At 75.5% G+C, this 16878-nt stretch carries 14 protein-coding genes; 4 read left to right on the forward strand and 10 right to left on the reverse strand.

Annotated elements, in window-relative coordinates:
- Positions 1-56: 56 nt before the first annotated feature.
- The 3 genes from J4G33_RS10310 to J4G33_RS10320 all read right to left on the reverse strand — a co-directional run bounded on the left by J4G33_RS10310 (position 57) and on the right by J4G33_RS10320 (position 3781).
- Positions 57-1880, reverse strand: a complete 1824-nt coding sequence (locus J4G33_RS10310; protein ID WP_208055875.1) for a DUF4012 domain-containing protein — start codon at positions 1878-1880, stop codon at positions 57-59.
- A gap of 117 nt (positions 1881-1997) precedes the next feature.
- Positions 1998-3341 carry an MFS transporter gene (locus J4G33_RS10315; RefSeq protein WP_208055876.1) on the reverse strand — a complete coding sequence of 448 codons (1344 nt, stop codon included), beginning with the start codon at positions 3339-3341 and terminating at the stop codon, positions 1998-2000.
- Positions 3338-3781, reverse strand: a complete 444-nt coding sequence (locus tag J4G33_RS10320) for a MarR family winged helix-turn-helix transcriptional regulator (RefSeq protein WP_208055877.1) — start codon at positions 3779-3781, stop codon at positions 3338-3340. Before J4G33_RS10320 ends, J4G33_RS10315 begins: the two co-directional genes overlap by 4 nt.
- A gap of 79 nt (positions 3782-3860) precedes the next feature.
- On the opposite strand from J4G33_RS10320, the gene J4G33_RS10325 reads away from it, so the two are divergent.
- Positions 3861-4253, forward strand: a complete 393-nt coding sequence (locus tag J4G33_RS10325) for a hypothetical protein (RefSeq protein ID WP_208055878.1) — start codon at positions 3861-3863, stop codon at positions 4251-4253.
- 25 nt (positions 4254-4278) lie between these two features.
- Here the strand turns inward: J4G33_RS10325 and J4G33_RS10330 are convergent, their stop codons facing one another.
- Both J4G33_RS10330 and J4G33_RS10335 read right to left on the reverse strand, forming a co-directional pair.
- Positions 4279-5592 (reverse strand): UDP-glucose dehydrogenase family protein, encoded by a 1314-nt coding sequence (locus J4G33_RS10330; RefSeq protein ID WP_208055879.1) that lies wholly within the window; start codon positions 5590-5592, stop codon positions 4279-4281.
- A gap of 157 nt (positions 5593-5749) precedes the next feature.
- Entirely contained in the window at positions 5750-7255 is a 1506-nt protein-coding gene (locus J4G33_RS10335; protein ID WP_208055880.1) for an NCS2 family permease, read from the reverse strand.
- Positions 7256-7345: 90 nt separating this feature from the next.
- On the opposite strand from J4G33_RS10335, the gene J4G33_RS10340 reads away from it, so the two are divergent.
- Entirely contained in the window at positions 7346-7603 is a 258-nt protein-coding gene (locus tag J4G33_RS10340) for a DUF2530 domain-containing protein (protein WP_307793845.1), read from the forward strand.
- On the opposite strand, the gene J4G33_RS10345 is transcribed toward J4G33_RS10340, so the two are convergent.
- From J4G33_RS10345 to J4G33_RS10365, 5 genes are all read right to left on the reverse strand, one after another.
- Complete coding sequence (locus J4G33_RS10345; protein ID WP_208055881.1) at positions 7600-8832, reverse strand: MFS transporter; 1233 nt, start codon at positions 8830-8832, stop codon at positions 7600-7602. The genes J4G33_RS10340 and J4G33_RS10345 overlap by 4 nt on opposite strands.
- Complete coding sequence (locus J4G33_RS10350; RefSeq protein WP_208055882.1) at positions 8829-11909, reverse strand: sacsin N-terminal ATP-binding-like domain-containing protein; 3081 nt, start codon at positions 11907-11909, stop codon at positions 8829-8831. Before J4G33_RS10350 ends, J4G33_RS10345 begins: the two co-directional genes overlap by 4 nt.
- The gene (locus tag J4G33_RS10355) at positions 11906-12856 is read right to left on the reverse strand and encodes a DUF3027 domain-containing protein (protein ID WP_208055883.1); all 951 of its coding nucleotides are present in this window, start codon (positions 12854-12856) and stop codon (positions 11906-11908) included. The genes J4G33_RS10350 and J4G33_RS10355 overlap by 4 nt, the downstream gene beginning before the upstream one ends.
- The gene (locus J4G33_RS17620) at positions 12856-13239 is read right to left on the reverse strand and encodes a cold-shock protein (protein WP_208055884.1); all 384 of its coding nucleotides are present in this window, start codon (positions 13237-13239) and stop codon (positions 12856-12858) included. The genes J4G33_RS10355 and J4G33_RS17620 overlap by 1 nt, the downstream gene beginning before the upstream one ends.
- A 67-nt stretch (positions 13240-13306) precedes the next feature.
- The gene (locus tag J4G33_RS10365; protein WP_208055885.1) at positions 13307-13648 is read right to left on the reverse strand and encodes a hypothetical protein; all 342 of its coding nucleotides are present in this window, start codon (positions 13646-13648) and stop codon (positions 13307-13309) included.
- Positions 13649-13764: 116 nt separating this feature from the next.
- Between J4G33_RS10365 and J4G33_RS10370 the strand changes: the two genes are divergently transcribed.
- Together J4G33_RS10370 and J4G33_RS10375 are read left to right on the forward strand one after the other, a co-directional pair.
- Positions 13765-14352 carry a TetR/AcrR family transcriptional regulator gene (locus J4G33_RS10370; protein WP_208055886.1) on the forward strand — a complete coding sequence of 196 codons (588 nt, stop codon included), beginning with the start codon at positions 13765-13767 and terminating at the stop codon, positions 14350-14352.
- Positions 14353-14376: 24 nt separating this feature from the next.
- Complete coding sequence (locus J4G33_RS10375) at positions 14377-16848, forward strand: helicase-associated domain-containing protein (protein ID WP_208055887.1); 2472 nt, start codon at positions 14377-14379, stop codon at positions 16846-16848.
- Positions 16849-16878 lie beyond the last annotated feature (30 nt).

Consider the following 16878-nt stretch of genomic DNA (forward strand, 5'->3'; position numbering starts at 1 on the left):
ACCCCAGCGTCTGACACGAGGCTGGGGCGGGTGGGAGGGGGCCCGGTGGGCGGGGGTCAGGGGCAGGTGGGGGTGGCGGGGAGGCCCGTGAGGGTGAGGCTGGGGGTGGCCCAGACGGGGGCCTCGGTCTCGCCCGGGGCGAGCCGCACCTCGATCTCGAAGGACTCGGCCTCCCCCGGGGCGAGGGTCGAGGTCACCATGAGGAGCTCGCGGCCCGCGGACGTCCCCGGGTCCCCGCCGACGACGGCCCCGCCGCGGGTCACCGACCCGACGCTGCCGCCCACCGGGGCATAGACCGTCACGTTGGTGCGCATCGTCCCCGGCTCGACGCCGGTGAGCCCTGCCCCGACGACGTCCGGGGGCAGGGCCGCGATCACGGCGGGGTCGGTCGGCGCGGTCGACCGCAGCTCGAGGCCCAGGAGCAGGCTGGCCGCCTGGTCACCCGTCCCGCAGGTCGTGCCGAGGACCTCGAGATCGGCCTCGAGGAAGTAGCCGAGCTTGGAGCCCGTCGCGTCGTCGAGGAAGACCCCCGCGGCCGCGTCGGCGGCCCCGCTGAGGAACCCGCCGCCGAGGGTCGTGCCGCCCAGCAGCTCCTGCTCCTGGGCGCGGGTCGACCACAGGCTCAGCCGACGCTCGTCGACCGCCTGCTCGAGGGCCGAGACGAGCGCGGCCGGGTCTGAGTCCGCCGAGGCCAGGGAGCTGAAGACCGCAGCGGCTGCCCCGGCGAAGAAGTCGTCGGCCGCCGCCGGGTCGGTGTGCCGCAGGTAGGCCTGGAAGAGCAGCTGCTCGACCACCGTGTCCGCGGTGAGCACCTCCCCCGTCGGCTCGGTGACCGACCCGGTGGCCCCCAGCAGGTAGGACAACGCCACCGGGTCCACCGCGACCACCGCGTCGACCTGCTCCCCGGTCGCGCTCGCCCAGAGCTCGACGGCGAGCTCGGCGGTCCTCGGGAAGTCCGGGGTCATGGTGAGGTTCTGCAGGGTGAGGCCGAGCCGCCCGCCGTGGACGTCCTCCTCCTCCGCGGTCACCGGCAGGACCGGTTCGGTGAGGTTCGGCAGGTCCCGGCCCGCGATCTGCTCGACCAGGGCGAGGGCGCCGTCCTCGGCCTCGAGCACGATCCCGGCCCCCGCGATGCCCCCCGCGGTCCGCAGCTCGGCGGGGTTGAGGGCCAGGACGAGGTAGCGCCGCGGCCCGTCGGTGCCGAGCATCGGCGGGACCACCTGCGCGAGCTCGTCGGCCACCGCCAGGAGGTCCGCCGCCTCAGCCACGGGCCCCTGCACCTCGCGGACACGGTCGGCGAGGGGGTCGACCAGCTGGTCGGTGTCGATCCCGTCGACCAGGTCCCGGGCCTCGTCGGCAGCGGCGGCCGCCGAGGCCAGGCGCGGGGCGGCGGCGACGATCGGGGCCAGGTCGATCCGCCCGTCGACCACCTCCAGCTCGCCCGGGGAGACGGCCGTGCCGACCTCGACCAGCTCGGGGAGCACGCCCTCGGCCACCCGGTCGAAGGCTGCGACCACGTCGGTCACGGCGTCGAGCTGGGTCCCGACCCACGGGAGGGCGGAGGCCACCACCCAGACCGGGTCCGCGGTCGCAGCACTCGCCACGGCCGAGCGCTCGCGCACCTCAGGCACCCGCGCCGCTGCCGCCTCGACCTCGCCCCGGGCGAGCTCGGCCTGGGCGGCCGTCACCTCGGGCAGGGCCCCCTCGAGGGCCTCGACCACCTGGAGGCCCCGCCACACGAGCCATCCCGCCGCGAGGGCCAGGACCACGAGCACCGACAGCACGACCCACGGCCACCGCCGACGACGGCCGCCTCGACGCGCCTCGGCGCGGGTCGCGGCCACGGTCTCGGGCGGGGTCGGGGCAGGGTCGGCGGACATGGACGTATCGTCGCATCTCGGACATCGGTCGCACCGGGCACGCCGAGAAGATCACCCGTCTGCCAGACGCGGTGCCGCCGACCACCCAGGTAGCCACGGCGTCGGGAGGTGCGCCCCTCAGGCCGACGAGGCGCGGTCCGTGGCCTGCTGCGCCGAGAGGGCGCGGGCGGCGTCGGCCCGGGCGAGCTCCTCGTCGTGCTCGTGGTCGAGGTACCGGACCTGGAGGTGGGGCCGCGACCGGAAGCGGTACCGCACGCTCACGTTCCATCGTCGAGCCGCCCACAGCGCGGCACCCACCGAGACGAGCAGGGCCGAGATCGAGCCGATGCCGATGGCCCACCGCGCCCCGTACGTCTCGGCGATCCACCCGACGATCGGCGACCCGACGGGGGTCGCCCCGAGGAACACGACCATGTACAGGGACATGACCCGCCCGCGCATCGCGGGGTCGGTGGACATCTGGATGGTCGAGTTGGCCGCGGTCATCATGGTCAGGGAGGCGAAACCCACCGGGATGCAGGCCACCACGTAGCTCGGGTAGGTCGGCATGAGGGCCATGACGCCCGTCGTGACGCCGAAGGCGAAGGCGGCCCCGATGACCAGCCGCACCCGGGGGCGCTCCCGCCGCGCCGCGAGCAACGCCCCGGCGAGGGAGCCGATGGCCAGCACCGAGCCGAGGATCCCGTACTCCTGGGGCCCGCGGCCGAACTCGGTGCGGGCCATCACCGCGCTGGTGAGCTGGAAGTTGAGCCCGAAGGTGCTGACCACCCCGATCACGACCATGATCACGACGATGTCGCTCCGGTGCCGCACGTAGGCGATGCCGGCGCGGATCTGCCCCTTGCCGCGGCCGGTCGGCTCCCGGGGCTGCAGCTCGCGCAGCCGCATCTGCGTCAGGGCCAGGATCGTCGCGGCGAAGGTGGCCGCGTTGATGACGAAGACCCACCCCGTCCCGACGACGGCGATGAGCAGGCCCGCGAGACCCGGGCCGATGAGCCGCGCGGCGTTGAAGGAGGCACTGTTGAGGCCCACGGCGTTGGAGAGCTTCTCGGCCGGGACGATGTCCGCGACGAAGGTCTGCCGCGCGGGGCCGTCGATCGCCGAGACGCAGCCCAGCAGCGCGGCGAAGACGTACACGTGCCAGAGCTCGGCACGACCGCTCAGGACCAGGGCGCCGAGCCCTGCCGCGAGCACCCCCTGGGCCGTCTGGGTCGCGATGAGCAGCTTGCGCCGGTCGACGCGGTCCGCGAGCACCCCCGCCCATGCGGACAGGACGAGGAACGGGGCGAACTGCAGGGCCGTGGTGATCCCCACCGCGACCCCCGAGTCGTCGGTGAGGACGGTCAGGACGAGCCAGTCCTGCGCGACGCGCTGCATCCAGGTGCCGATGTTGGCGACCAAAGCCCCCGCGAACCACAGGCGGTAGTTGAAGAAGCGCAGCGAGGCGAAGGTCGGGCTCACGGGGCGACGAGCTTGCGGAGCAGGACGGCGGCCTGGGCCAGGACCTCCCGCTCGGCCGGGTCGAGCTCGGCGAGACGGTCCGCGAGCCAGGCGTTGCGACGACGCCGGGTCTCGCGGACCTCGGCCTCCCCCGCCTCGGTGATCGACATGAGGACCTGACGACGGTCGGTCGGGTGCTCCTCGCGCTGGACCAGACCTGCGGCGACCAGGGCGTTGAGGGTGCGGGTCATCGGCGGGGGCTGGACGTGCTCGTGCTCGGCCAGGGCCGAGGGGGTCATCGCGCCGCGGTTGCTGAGCGCGGCGAGCACCGCGTACTGACCGTCGGTGATCGTCTCGTCGCTGCGCTCCATGCGGAGCCGGCGCACGGTGTGGGTCAGCGCGACGCGCAGGTCCCCCGCGAGGGAGGCGGGGCGGCAGGCGGCACCGGAGACATCAGGCATGTACCTATCTTAGGTCATGACCTTAGGTAATGAAAAAGGGAGCGCCGCTGCCCGCCGTCCCGGAACTACGCTCCGTGCCATGGCACCGATCCTGGCCGTCGCGGCCTGCGTCCTGTGGGCTGCGCTGGCCGTGTTCCAGATCTGCCTGGCAGCCGGAGCACCCTGGGGAGCCTTCGCCTGGGGTGGCCAGCACGACGGGCCGCTCCCCGGGCGGCTCCGGGTCAGCAGCGCCGTGTCGATGCTGCTGTACGCCGCCTTCGCCCTCATCACCCTCGACCGGGCGGGGCTCACCGACGCCCTGCCCCCGGCCGTCGTCGTGCCCGCCGCCTGGGTCCTGGTCGCCTACCTCGCCCTGGGCGTGGTGATGAACGCGATCTCACGCAGCCGGGCCGAGCGGCTGACGATGACGCCGACCATCCTCGTGCTGCTGGTCTGCACCCTGGTCGTGGCGCTCGGCCCAGCTCCCGCCTAGATCCCCAGGTCAGGGACGACTCAGCTCAGGGACGACCCAGGGCCCGGTACACCCAGCCCGCGGCGCGCCACTGGGCGGGGTCGAGCACGTTGCGGCCGTCGACGATCCGACGGTGCCCGACCAGGCGGCCGAAGGCCTCGGGGTCGAGCTCGCGGTACTCCGCCCACTCGGTCGCGAGGATGACGACGTCCGCGCCGGCCGCGGCCTCCTCGGCGGTGGCCGCGAAGTCGAGGTCGGGCCAGGCCTTCTCGGCGTTGGCGACGGCCTGGGGGTCGGTGACGACCACCCGAGCACCCTGCAGCCGCATCTGGGCCGCGACGCTCAGCGCGGGCGAGTCACGGACGTCGTCGCTGTCAGGCTTGAAGGCCGCACCGAGGACGGCGATCCGCCGGCCGACGATCGAGCCCTCGCAGACCTCACGGGCCAGGTCGACCATGCGGACCCGACGCCGCATGTTGATCGCGTCGACCTCGCGCAGGAAGGAGAGCGCCTGGTCCGCGCCGAGCTCTCCCGCGCGGGCCATGAAGGCACGGATGTCCTTGGGCAGGCAGCCGCCGCCGAAGCCGAGCCCCGCGTTGAGGAAGCGACGTCCGATGCGGTCGTCGTGCCCGATCGCATCGGCGAGCTTGGTGACGTCCGCCCCGGTGGCCTCGCACAGCTCGGCCATCGCGTTGATGAAGGAGATCTTCGTGGCGAGGAAGGAGTTCGCCGCGACCTTGACCAGCTGGGCGGTCGCGAAGTCGGTGATGACCTGGGGGGTGCCCTCGGACAGCGGGGCCGCGTACACCTCGTCGAGGATCCCCGCGGCGCGCTCGCCCGCCTCGCCCTCCTGGATGCCGTAGACGATGCGGTCGGGGTGCAGGGTGTCCTTGACCGCGAAGCCCTCACGCAGGAACTCGGGGTTCCACACCACGGTGGCCTCGGGCTCGACCTCGGCCACGCGCTCGGCGATCCGCTCGGCGGTGCCGACGGGGACGGTGGACTTGCCGACGACCAGGTCCCCCGGGGCCAGGTGCGGCAGCAGGCCCTCGATGGCGGCGTCGACGTAGCGCAGGTCCGCGGCGTTCTCGCCACGCTTCTGCGGGGTCCCGACGCACACGAAGTGCACGCGGGCCCCGGCGACGTCGGCGATGTCCGTGGTGAAGCTCAGGCGGCCCGTCTCGCGGGTCGAGGTCAGCAGCTCGGGGAGGCCGGGCTCGTAGAACGGGGCCTTGCCGTCCCGGAGCATCTCGACCTTGCGCTCCTCGACGTCGACCCCGACCACCTCGTGGCCCAGGTGAGCCATCGAGGCCGCGTGCACCGCGCCCAGGTACCCGCAACCGATCACCGAGATACGCACCAGATCCTCCAGACGAGACGACGCACCGGGTCGCCAGCACGACGCCCGGGGCTCGTCACACTAGACCACCTCGAGGGGTCCTTCCTGTCCGTTACGTCCCTCTTCGGGGGGATGTGACGGAACGTCCCCCCGATGGCCCAAGGACCCGTCGCGCTGCTCAGCTGATCAGACCGACGGCCTCGAGCAGCCCCTCGACCGAGTCGATCGCGAAGTAGACGACGAAGAGGGCCGCCGAGACGTACATCAGCGGGTGCACCTGGCGGGCCTTGCCCGCGGCCAGCTTGAGCACCACGTAGGAGACGAACCCGGCGCCGATGCCCACCGCGATCGAGAAGCTGAAGGGCATCAGGATGATCGTCAGGAAGGCCGGGATCCCGATCTCGTAGTCCTTCCACGAGATGCCGGTGACCTGCATGAGCATGAGGAACCCGACGACGACGAGCGCCGGGGTCGCGGCCTCGTACGGGATCATGTTGACCAGCGGGGCGAAGAAGGTCGCCAGCAGGAACAGCCCGCCGGTCACCACCGCGGCCAGACCGGTGCGTGCACCGTCCCCGACCCCCGCGGCGGACTCGATGTAGCTCGTGTTGCTCGAGACCGAGCCCGCACCGCCCGCGATCGCGCCGATCGAGTCGACCACGAGGATCTGACGGGTCGAGGGCGGGTTGCCCTCCTCGTCGAGCAGGTCGGCCTCGGCGCCGATGGCGACCATCGTGCCCATCGTGTCGAAGAAGTCCGCGATCATCAGGGTGAACACGAAGAGGATGACCGCGACGATCCCGATCTTGGGGATCGAGCCGAGCAGCGAGAACTGCCCGAGCAGGCCGAAGTCCGGCTGGGAGACGACGTCCCCCGCGCTGCCCGGCAGGGTCGGCTCGACCAGGCTCCAACCACCCGGGTTCTCGGCCGAGCGCGCCCCGAGGTTGCCGATCGCCTCGATGACCAGGGCCAGCACCGTCGCGACGACGACGCCGATGAGGATCGCGCCCTTGACCTTGCGCACCATGAGCGAGGCGATGAGCAGCAGCCCGACGACGAACACGACGATGGGCCAGCCGACGAGGGCCCCCGAGTCGCCGAGCTCGAGCGGGGTCGCGAGGCTCGCGGGGATCCGCACGAGCCCGGCGTTGAACACCCCGATCAGGGCGATGAACAGCCCGATGCCCACGCTGATGGCGAGCTTGAGCTCGACCGGGACGGCCTTGAAGACCGCCTCCCGGAAGCCCGTCAGCACCAGCACGAGGATGACGATGCCCTCGAGGACCACCAGACCCATCGCGTCCGCCCAGGTCATCCCCGGGATCGCCGCGACCGAGAAGGCCACGAAGGCGTTGAGCCCCAGGCCCGCGGCCATGGCCAGCGGGAACCGCGCGACCACGCCCATGAGGATCGACAGGAGCCCGGCGATGAGGGCCGTGGTCGCCGCGATAAGCGGGAAGTTCGGCTCGCTGCCGCCTCCGAGGAAGGTGCCGGTCCCGTCGGGGACCCCACCGATGATGAAGGGGTTGAGCACGATGATGTAGCTCATCGCGAAGAAGGTGACCAGACCGCCGCGCAGCTCCCGCGCGACCGTCGACCCCCGCTCGGTGATCTTGAAGTAGCGGTCGAGGGCACCGACCGAGGGGGCCGTCCCGGTCGCGGCAGGCGGAGGGGTCTGCGTCATGGCGCACAGAGTGGCAGACGCCAGGCCCGCACGGCAGAGGCTTCTCGCGATGAGATCACCGGGCGGGGAGGCGCCGACTACGCTGGCACGGTGAGCAGCACCCCCTCCCGGACCGCGCGCCTCCTGCGCCCCAGCACGCTCGCGCCGGTCGAGATCGACCTGCGCCTGGTCTTCGGCATCGGGATGGCGATGTGGGCCGTGGCCCTGGTCGTGCTGCTCGTCGTCCACGCCGCGGGCACGACGACGGGGCGCGGCATCCCGGTGTGCGCCACCGGGATCGCCCTCGGTGCGCTGGGGGTGCTCTGGGAGCAGCGTCGCCGACGCCGCCCTCGTCGCCCAGAGCACTAGTCCAGCAGTCCTGCCTCCCGCGCCCGACGACGGGTGGCCCCCGAGGCGTGCACCGACCAGCGCGGCGCCCAACGGGCGAGCACCCCGGCGCTCGCCACCCCCACCCCGCCCACGACCCAGATCCCCGCGGCGAGGGACCCCAGGGCCGCCCCGCCTGCCACGAGCAGGGGCCCCGCAGCGCCGCCCGCGTCCTGGCACAACCGCCAGAGCCCGAGGAACTGCGCCCGGCTGGTGGGTGGGGCGACGTCGGCCCCGAGGGTCATGAGGATGCCCGCGCCCATGCCGTTGCCGAGGCCGATGACCATCGCGACCACCGTGATCGAGCCGAAGCCGGTGGTGAACGGCAGCGCCACGAAGCCCGCTCCCAGCACCAGCATCGACGGGATGGCCGTCCACAGCCGACCCCGGCGGTCCATGAGCCGTCCCGCCGGATAGAAGAGCAGCATGTCCACGGCCCCGGCGATGCCGAAGACGATGCTGGTGGTCGCGGGCGCGAGGCCCAGGTGCTCCGACCACAGCGGCAGGACGATCTGCCGGCTGCCACGCACCGCCCCGACCATGAGCACGCCCAGGCCCAGGGTCCACAGCACCTGCCGGTGGTCGCGCAGCACGTGCCAGGTGGGGACGCGGGGCCCGGCCGGACGGCGGTGGTCGACGTCGGGCACCAGGGCCACGATCACCGCGGTCACCACCGAGGTGCCGACCGCGAGCCAGTACACCCCGCGCAGCCCCGAGAGGTGGATGACGCCGGCCCCCACGAAGGGCCCGATGAAGGTACCCACCCGCTGCAGGCCGCCCAGGGTCGAGAGCATCCGGGCCCGGCGCATCACCGGGGTGGTCTCGGTCAGGTAGGAGTGCCGGGCGAGCATGAAGACCGCGTTGATCGCCCCCAGGGCGAGCAGGCTCAGGCCCAGGACCACCACCGACGGCGCGAGGGCGGCCGCCGTGAGGGCGACCACCGCGGCGATCGAGGCGCCGAGCATGGCCCGACGGTCACCGAACCGCGCCGCGATCGCCCCGGCGGGGACGTCCCCGAGGATCTGCCCCACGGCCAGCAGCGCCACCACCACGCCGGCCGTCGCGACGTCGGCGCCCAGGTCCACCGCGGTGAGGGCGACCACGGGCAGGATCGCGCCGAGCCCGGTCTCGAAGACCACCACGGGCAGGAAGACGCCCAGGGCCAGGGTCCGCCGCCCCGGGGAGGCCGGACGCGCCGCAGGAGAGGTCACGGCGCGAGGTCCCCCGCCAGCTCGAGGAGCACATGCGGCAGGGCCCGGGGGTCGGCGAGCAGCCGCAGCAGCCGGTCGCGGTGCTCCCACCCGACGAGGGTCGCGAGGGCCGCGGCGAGCCCCTGGCTGGTCGCGGCGTGGACGGTGCCCGCGGCGTCGACCCACCCGTCGAGCTGCTCGCCGTCGACCCGCAGGTCCTCGTGCTCGACCCAGGTCCCGGGCAGTGCGACGAGGCCACCGAGCCCCGCGCGCAGGGCAGGGTCGAGGTCGAGCACCGTGCCCCGGGAGGTCACGGTCCCGTCCGCCCGCTCCTCGGCACGGTCGACGTCGAGGACCCTCGCCAGGCCGGTGGCCTCGGCGGGCACCACCAGCGCCGGTCGCGCCGCGGGGTGGGCGGACCACAGCGGGGTCGCGACCGTCACCTGCGGGGTCTCGACGATCCCGGCCGTGCCGTCGGCGAGGAGGGCGGGCAGCCGTGCCGGGTCGAGCTCGGCCTCGGGATGCCGGACCGCGAGCGCGGCCAGCCCCCGCCACACCGCGACCGCCAGGGTCAGCTCGACCGGGGTGCCCAGCGCGGGCAGGGCCTCGAGGACCTCGGTCCACCCGTCGGGCTCGAGCTCGGCGAGGTCCCGGACGGCCCCCAGGGCCCGCAGCAGCTCCTCGTCCAGGTCGGCCCAGGCCGTGGGCACGGGGGCCAGGAGACGGGTCGCCCCGCCCTCGACCCCGGGCAGGGCCATGGGGCGTCGTGGACCGAGCCCACCCCGGTGCCGGAGCCACCACGCCGTGTAGGAGGGGACCGCCCGCCCGTCGGGCCCACGGCCCCACGGCTCGACGACGGCGCGACGGGCCTCGCCCCGGGTCAGGGCGGTCATCACCTCGCCCCAGGCCTCCTCGCGGACCGCGTCGAGGTCGGCGACGACGACCAGGTCCCCACGGTCGGTGAGGTCATCCCCCTCGAGCACATCCTCGAGGTGCTCGAGGTAGGCGCCCCAGCCGTCGAGGGCGTCGGTCACGAGGGCGGCGTCGTCGTCGGGGTCGTCGAGGTCGGTGAGCGCGTCCGCGACCACCCGGGCGTCCAGACGCTCGACGGCGATCCCTGCGCGCACCCCGGCGAGCAGCAGACCCTCGCGGGAGTGCTCCGCGACGTGGTCGTCGAGCAGGGGCAGGACCTCGGGGTCGAACCAGTCGGCCGCCGGGGACCCGGGGAGCACCAGGCCGCGGGCCGGCAGCAGCTCGCCGTCCTGCGCGGGCAGCAGCACCTCGCCCCACCAGGGCTCGGGCCGGGGGGCCGAGGCGGAGAGGTGGTCGAGCAGGGCCAGGAGCACCCCGGCCGGGCTCTGCTCGGGGGCGAGGTCCCCCGGCTCGGGCGGACCGGCCAGCACCTGGTCCCGCAGGACGGCGTGCCGGGCCAGGGCCTCGGCGTCCGCCCGGGTGGCTCCGAGACGCTCGAGCAGCGGGTGGGCCGCGCGCGGGTCGACCACCCGGGCGCCCCACCGGGTCAGCGCGTCGACCAGCCCCGCGAGGTCGGCGAGGCCCTCCTCGGCCAGCAGGGCGCCGCGGGCACCCCGGACCACCCGCCCGTCGGCCAGGCGCACCGGCAGGGTCGCGAGCTCCTCGAGGGCGCTCGCCTCGACCCCGGCCAAGGCCTCGTAGAGGGAGAGCAGCTGGTCGGCGCTGCCCGCGGGGAGGCTGTCCGCGAGGTCCGCGAGGCGGGTCGGGGCCGCCCCGAGGGCGAGGGCCGCACGACGCCGGGGACCCGTGAGCCCCACGAGCTGCGGCACCCAGACCCCGAGGGCGGCGAGAGCGGCCTGGTCCTCCCCCACAGGGCCGTCCAGGACGAGGGCGTCGCGGGCGAGCAGAGCCGGGCCGGCGTCGACGGGGTCGAGCAGGGGCGTGCTGCGGGTGGCCCCGAGCACCGCCTCACGCAGGGCGGTGTCGAGGGGGCCGGCCGCCAGACCCGGGGGCAGCAGGTCGAGGGGGTGCGGGGCCTCCTCGGGGCCGGCCTCGCGGCAGGCCACGAGCAGGTCGGCCCAGACCGCGCCGGCCTCGGCGACCAGGCGGTCGGTCACCGGGCCCGGCGCGACGTGGCGGCGCGACGGGTCGAGGGGGAAGGTCGCGACGAGCAGGGCGGGGACCGTGCAGGGCTCGTCCGTGGGGGTCGGCGCATGCACGACGGCGGGCGTCGGGGCGTCGCCGACGGAGGGGCGGCGGACAGCCCAGGTGACCTCCCAGCCGGTGCGGTCGCGTTCCTCGACGGGACGGTCGGCGAGCAGGCTCGGTGGCAGCTCCCCGCTCCGGGTCGCGACGACCCAGCGCGTGCGGACCTCGTCGAGGCTCAGCACGGTGGTGCCGTCCACCTGGACCTCGACCCGCCCGAGGCCCGGCAGGGCGAGCAGGAGGGCGTCACCGACCTCGTCGAGCTGGGTGCGGACCTGCCGGACCGCGGCTGCGTCGCGCAGCCCGAGCACCACCACGGTGTCCCAGCCGGCGAGCCCGGGACGGTGGGGACCGGGCCCGTCGGCAGGGTGGACGCCCTCGGCGAGCGGCCCGGGGCCCGGGTAGGGCAGGCGCAGGGCCGGCAGCACCCCGGCCCTGGAGCGGGCCTCGGCCGCGAGCCCTCCCCCGCGGGCCTCGAGCTCGGCGGCGACCGTCGCGCGGGAGAAGTGCACCGCGCCGTCGTGGCTGCGGACGGAGACCTCGTCGGCCACCGAGCGCACCGCGGCGAAGCCCACCCCGAAGCGCCCGACGGTGCCCCCGGCCCGCTTGGCCGAGGCACGCAGGGAGGAGAGGGAGGCGACCCCGGCGGCATCGAGCGGGGCCCCGGTGTTCGCGGCCAGCAGGGTGCCGGTGCCCTCGGGCCCGGTGGTCAGGCTGAGCAGGAGGGCGCCGCGGGTGCCCGCACGGACCGCGGCGTCGGCGGCGTTCTGCGCGAGCTCGACGACCACGCGGTCCCGGTAGTAGCCGTGGGCGTGGTCCTCCTCGGCGTTGGCGTCCTCACGGAAGCGCGCGGGGGAGGCCGACCACGCGGCGAGGACCGCGTCCCGCAGGGCCCGGGTGCCGAACGGGTCCTCGGTCACTCCTCGTCGGCGGTGGGCGCGGGGTCGGGCTCCGCGGGCGTCTCGGGCTCGCGGTCCGCGGGCGCCTCGGGCTCCGAGCCCGCCTCGGCAGCCGGCTCCGGGGTGGCCTCGGTGGCGGGTTCCGTGCTCGTGGAGGACTCGGCGCTCGACGCAGGCGCGGCCTGGTCGGCCTCGTCCCCCTGGTCGTCGTCCTCGCCCTGGACCCGGACGATCTCGACGTCGTGCTCGTCGATCACGGGACTCTGGTCGGGCCAGTCGCTCGGGGGCGGGGTGACGTCGGTCTGGGAGTGGGCGCCGCAGCCGTGGTCCATGCTCACCACGCGGCCGTCGTCGGGGGCCCACTCGTTGGCGCACACGCCGAACTCGGTGCGCAGGGACCCGGCCATGAGCACCAGGAAGGCGCAGGTCGAGCAGGGGGCGCTCGCGGCGACCGCCTGGGCGGCGGTGGGCCCGCGGCTTCCGGTGTACCAGCGCTCGGCGGCCTCGGCGCGGCCCTCGCGGGACAGCACCCGCTCGCGGCCCAGGCCGAGCTCGAAGATCGCGAGCTCGTCGGCGTCGGCCTCGCCCGTGGCGGTGTAGCCCGGCTCGAGGCGGTCGTCGTCCTCGAGGTAGGGCAGCACGTCGCCCGGCCCGACGTCCCCGGGGCGCAGGCGCTCGGCCCACGGCACCCAGGTGGGGGCCAGCACGGCGTCCTGCCCGGGGAGCAGGTCGACCTCGCAGATGGTGGGCTTGCGTCCGCGCGGCACGCGCGCGACCGTCACCGACCAGTACCAGCCGCGGTAGCCGGGGGCGGTCGCCGCGAAGCGGTGGGAGACGAGGCGCTCCCCCTCGACCACGGGGCCGAGGTGCTCTCCGACGAGCGCGGCGTCCTCCGCGACCTCCTCGGCCGCGGCGCGCGCGAGGTCCACGGCCGAGGCGAGGACGGCGTCCTTGGTCGCAGCAGCCATCAGAGGTCGAGGTCGTCCGCGACGGCCCGCAGGACGGTCGCGACCTGGGTCGCCTTGCCCTTCTCGGGGTAGCGCCCGCGCCGCAGGCCGTTGCCCACGCCGTCGAGCAGCTTGATGAGGTCCTCGACGATGACGGCCATGTCGTCGGCGGGCTTGCGCTGGGCCTTGGCCACCGAGGGGGCCGGGTCGAGCAGGGTGACCGAGAGCGCCTGGGGCCCGCGACGGCCGTCGGCGACACCGAAGTCCACCTTGGCCCCGGGCTTGGGGGCGGCGGCGCCCGCGGGCAGCGCCGAGGCGTGCAGGAAGACCTCGTCGCCGTCCTCGCTGGCGATGAAGCCGAAGCCGCGCTCGGCGTCGAACCACTTGACCTTGCCGGTGGGCACTGGAACCTCTGTGTGATCGTGGGGAGACGTACGGGTCAAGGCTACCGGGCGCCTCGCCGTCCTGCGCTCACCAGAAGACGGCGATCACCACGTTGAGGATGGTGAGCCCGCCGATCGCGCCCCACACCCCCGTCGAGACGGCGTCCTTCCTGCGGTTCACGACGACCAGGGCGGTCACGGCGAGGAGCACCACGAGCTTGACGCCGATCTTGGTGTGGTTGACGTCCCCGTCCCCCGCCTCGGCGATGCCCACCAGGGCCAGGCCGGTGACGAGCACGGTCAGGGCGCCGTGGAGCATCCCCGTGCCGACCGTCTTGGTGGGGGCCTTGGCCTGGGTGACCCAGTAGCCGACGATCAGGGCCATCCCGAGCAGGTGCAGGACGAGGGCGAGGTTGCGGACGAGCTCCACGAGAAGGCTCCTTCGGAGGACGGGCTGCCGACGAGCGTCTGGTTTGCCGACGCTACTGTCGGGACCATACCAACGCTGGTGTCGTGAACGCACCCGGGGTGCGTCATGATGGCGCCATGCCCCGGATCAGCGCGCCGACCCTCGTCGAGCACCGCGCCAACCAGCGGGCAGCCGTGCTCGGGGCCGCCGAGGAGCTCGCGGTCGAGCAGGGGGCCGCCGCCGTGACCGTCGCGGCCGTCGCGGCCCGCACCGGCATCGCGCGACCCTCGGTCTACGCGTACTTCGCCTCGGCCGACGCGATCCTCGAGGCCCTGGTGCACGAGGGCTTCGAGCGGTGGCGCACCGCCCTGGACGCCGGGATCGCCGCGACCACCTCCCCCGAGGAGCTGGTGCGCGGCTACTTCGCCGCTGCCGCCGCGAGCGCGGCCCGCGGGGACCACCGCCTGGCCGGGACGCTGCGCGACGTCCGCCTCGCCCCCGAGGTGCGCCAGACCCTCCTGGACTCCCACCGGGCGACCGCCGCCCCGCTCGCCGAGGCGGCCCGCGCCCTCGGGGTGCCCGACGTCGACCAGGCCCTCGCCCTGCTGCTCACCGTGCTCAACCACTGCCTCACCCGGGTCGAGGCCGGTCACGAGGCCGCGACCGAGGGCCGGACGGCCGCCGAGTTCGCCCTGGGCGGGCTGGACCGCCTGGCCCGGGGCTGACCGCACCGCCGTATCGTGGTGCGGATGGCCACCTACACGCAGGCACTGCGCGAGCGCGGCGAGATCGGGCTCGCCACGCTGCTCACCCTGCGTCCCGACCTCGCCACGCCGCCCCCCGCCACCCTGCGCTCCCTCGCGGCACGCTCCTCGACACGGGCCAGCCTGGACCGCGCCCTCGGTGAGCTCGACGCCCTGTCCCTGCAGCTCGTCGAGGCGGCCCTGGCCCTGCACCACCCCGGGAGCACCGCGAGCCCGGCCCGGGCCGCCGACCCCGGCACCCTGGCCCGCGCCGTCGGGCTGACCGAGGCCGAGGCGGGGCCCGCCCTGGCCCGCGCCGCCGACCTCGCCCTGCTCTGGCAGGACGGCGAGACCCCCGGCCACCACCCCGCACCGGGGCTGGCCGAGGCCCTGGGTCCCTTCCCCGCAGGACTGGGGCCCTGGCTGTCCACGACCCTCGCGCGCCGCAGCGAGGACGGGCTCGCCCGGCTCGCGAGCGCCCTCGACCTGCCGACCACCTCCCTCGACGGCCTCGTCGAGCACGTCGGCGACGCCGCGACCGTGACCGCCCTGCTGGCCGGGGGCCCGCCCGGGGTGCGGCAGGTGCTCGACGCCCTGACCTGGGGACCGCCCGTCGGCCGCTCCCCCGAGCCCGCGTCGGCCGGGGTCACCTCGGCCGCCCGGGCGGCGGTCGAGTGGCTGCTGCGCCACGGGCTGCTCTCGATCCAGGACCCCCAGCACGTCGTCCTGCCCCGCGAGGTCGCCCTGGTGCTGCGCGAGGGGCGCACCCACCGCTCGCCCGCGACGGCCCCCGAGCCCGCGGGCACCCCGATCGACCCGCGCACCGTGGACGCCGAGTCCGCCCAGCACGCCGAGGAGGCCGTCCGCCTCGTGGCGGGCCTGGTGACGCTGTGGGGCGAGGAGCCGGCGACGGTGCTGCGCTCGGGCGGGCTCGGCACCCGCGAGCTGCGCCGGGTCGCGAGCCGGCTCGACGTCGACGACACGACCGCGGCCCTGGTCGTCGAGGTCGCCGGGTCGACCGGCCTCGTCGTCGAGGACGGCGAGGAGCCTCCGAGCCTGGCCCCGACCGCAGCCGGGGAGGAGTGGCTGCGCGAACCCGTGCCGCAGCGCTGGCAGGAGGTCGCCGAGGGATGGCTGACCGCCGAGCGCGCTGCCTGGCTGGTGGGGACCCGCGACGAGAAGGGCGCGCGCCGCGCCGCCCTGGACCCCGAGAGCCGGCGCCCCTGGGCCCCCCGGCTGCGCACGACCGCCCTCGAGGTGGTGGCCCAGCACCCGGGCGCCGCGCTGTCCGCCGCCCAGGTGCACCAGGTCCTGGCCTGGCGCGCGCCCCGCTCGGCTCCCCCCGAGCACGCCGTCGAGGCCGTCCTCGCGGAGGCCACGACCCTGGGCGTGCTCGGCGCGGGGGCCCTCAGCCCCGCCGGGCGGGCCCTGCTCGGCCTCGGGTCGCAGACCGACGACGCCGCGGCCCGTGGGGCTGCCCCGCAGGTGCCGGCCACCCACGAGCCCACCGCGAGCGCGCCCGCCGAGGCCCTCGCCGCCCAGCTGCCGCCCGCCGTCGAGGAGGTGCTGCTCCAGGGGGACCTGACCGGCATCGTCCCCGGGCGGCCGAGCCCCTCCCTCGGTGCCCTGCTCGACCTCGCGGCCCAGGTCGAGTCACGGGGTGCCGGTCTGACGGTGCGTTTCACCCCGGACAGCGTGCGCCGGGCCCTGGACGCCGGTCGCACCGCCGAGGAGCTGCTCGCCGAGCTCTCGCGGCACGCCCGCGCGGGGGTGCCGCAACCCCTCGAGTACCTCGTGCTGGACGCCGCGCGCCGCCACGGGCAGGTCCGGGTCGGCATGGCCTCCTCCTACCTGCGCAGCGACGACCCCGGGCTGCTCGCGGGCCTCGTCGAGGACCGGTCCCTCGCGGGGCTCGGCCTGCTGCGCCTCGCCCCCACCGTGATCGCGGCCCAGGCGACCCCCGCGGCCCTGGTCTCGGCCCTGCGGGCGCGCGGGCTGGCCCCCGTGACCGAGGACCAGTCGGGCGCGGTGCTCGTCGCAGGTCCGCGACGGCACGTGGTGCGGGGGGTGCGGGGGCGTGGACGGGTCCCGGCCGCACGGTCGGGGGCTGCGGCCGAGCGCGGGGCCACGACGGCCGAGGAGGCCCGCGAGCGACGGCTGCGCCGGCTGGTGGACGACCTGCTGCGCGGGGCTGCCCGCGAGGAGGCCGACGGCGCGGGGGTCGAGGGCGCCGGGCTCCTGGGCGGGCCCGACGCCGAGGGAACACCCGACCCCGTCATCGCGTTGGCCCTCCTGCGGGAGGCCGCCACCGAGGGCCGTGAGGTGTGGCTCGAGCTGGTCGGTCCCGGCGGGACCATCCAGCGACGACGGGTGCGTCCCGTGCGCGTCGACGGCGGCCGGGTGCGCGCGGTCGACGCCGAGCGCGAGGCCGAGCTGACCGTGGCCGTCCACCGGATCGCCACGGTGACCCCCGCCTGAGACCCGGACCCGCGCACCGCCCGACCCGCC

The organism is Actinotalea soli (assembly GCF_017565425.1).
GTDB lineage: Bacteria > Actinomycetota > Actinomycetes > Actinomycetales > Cellulomonadaceae > Actinotalea > Actinotalea soli.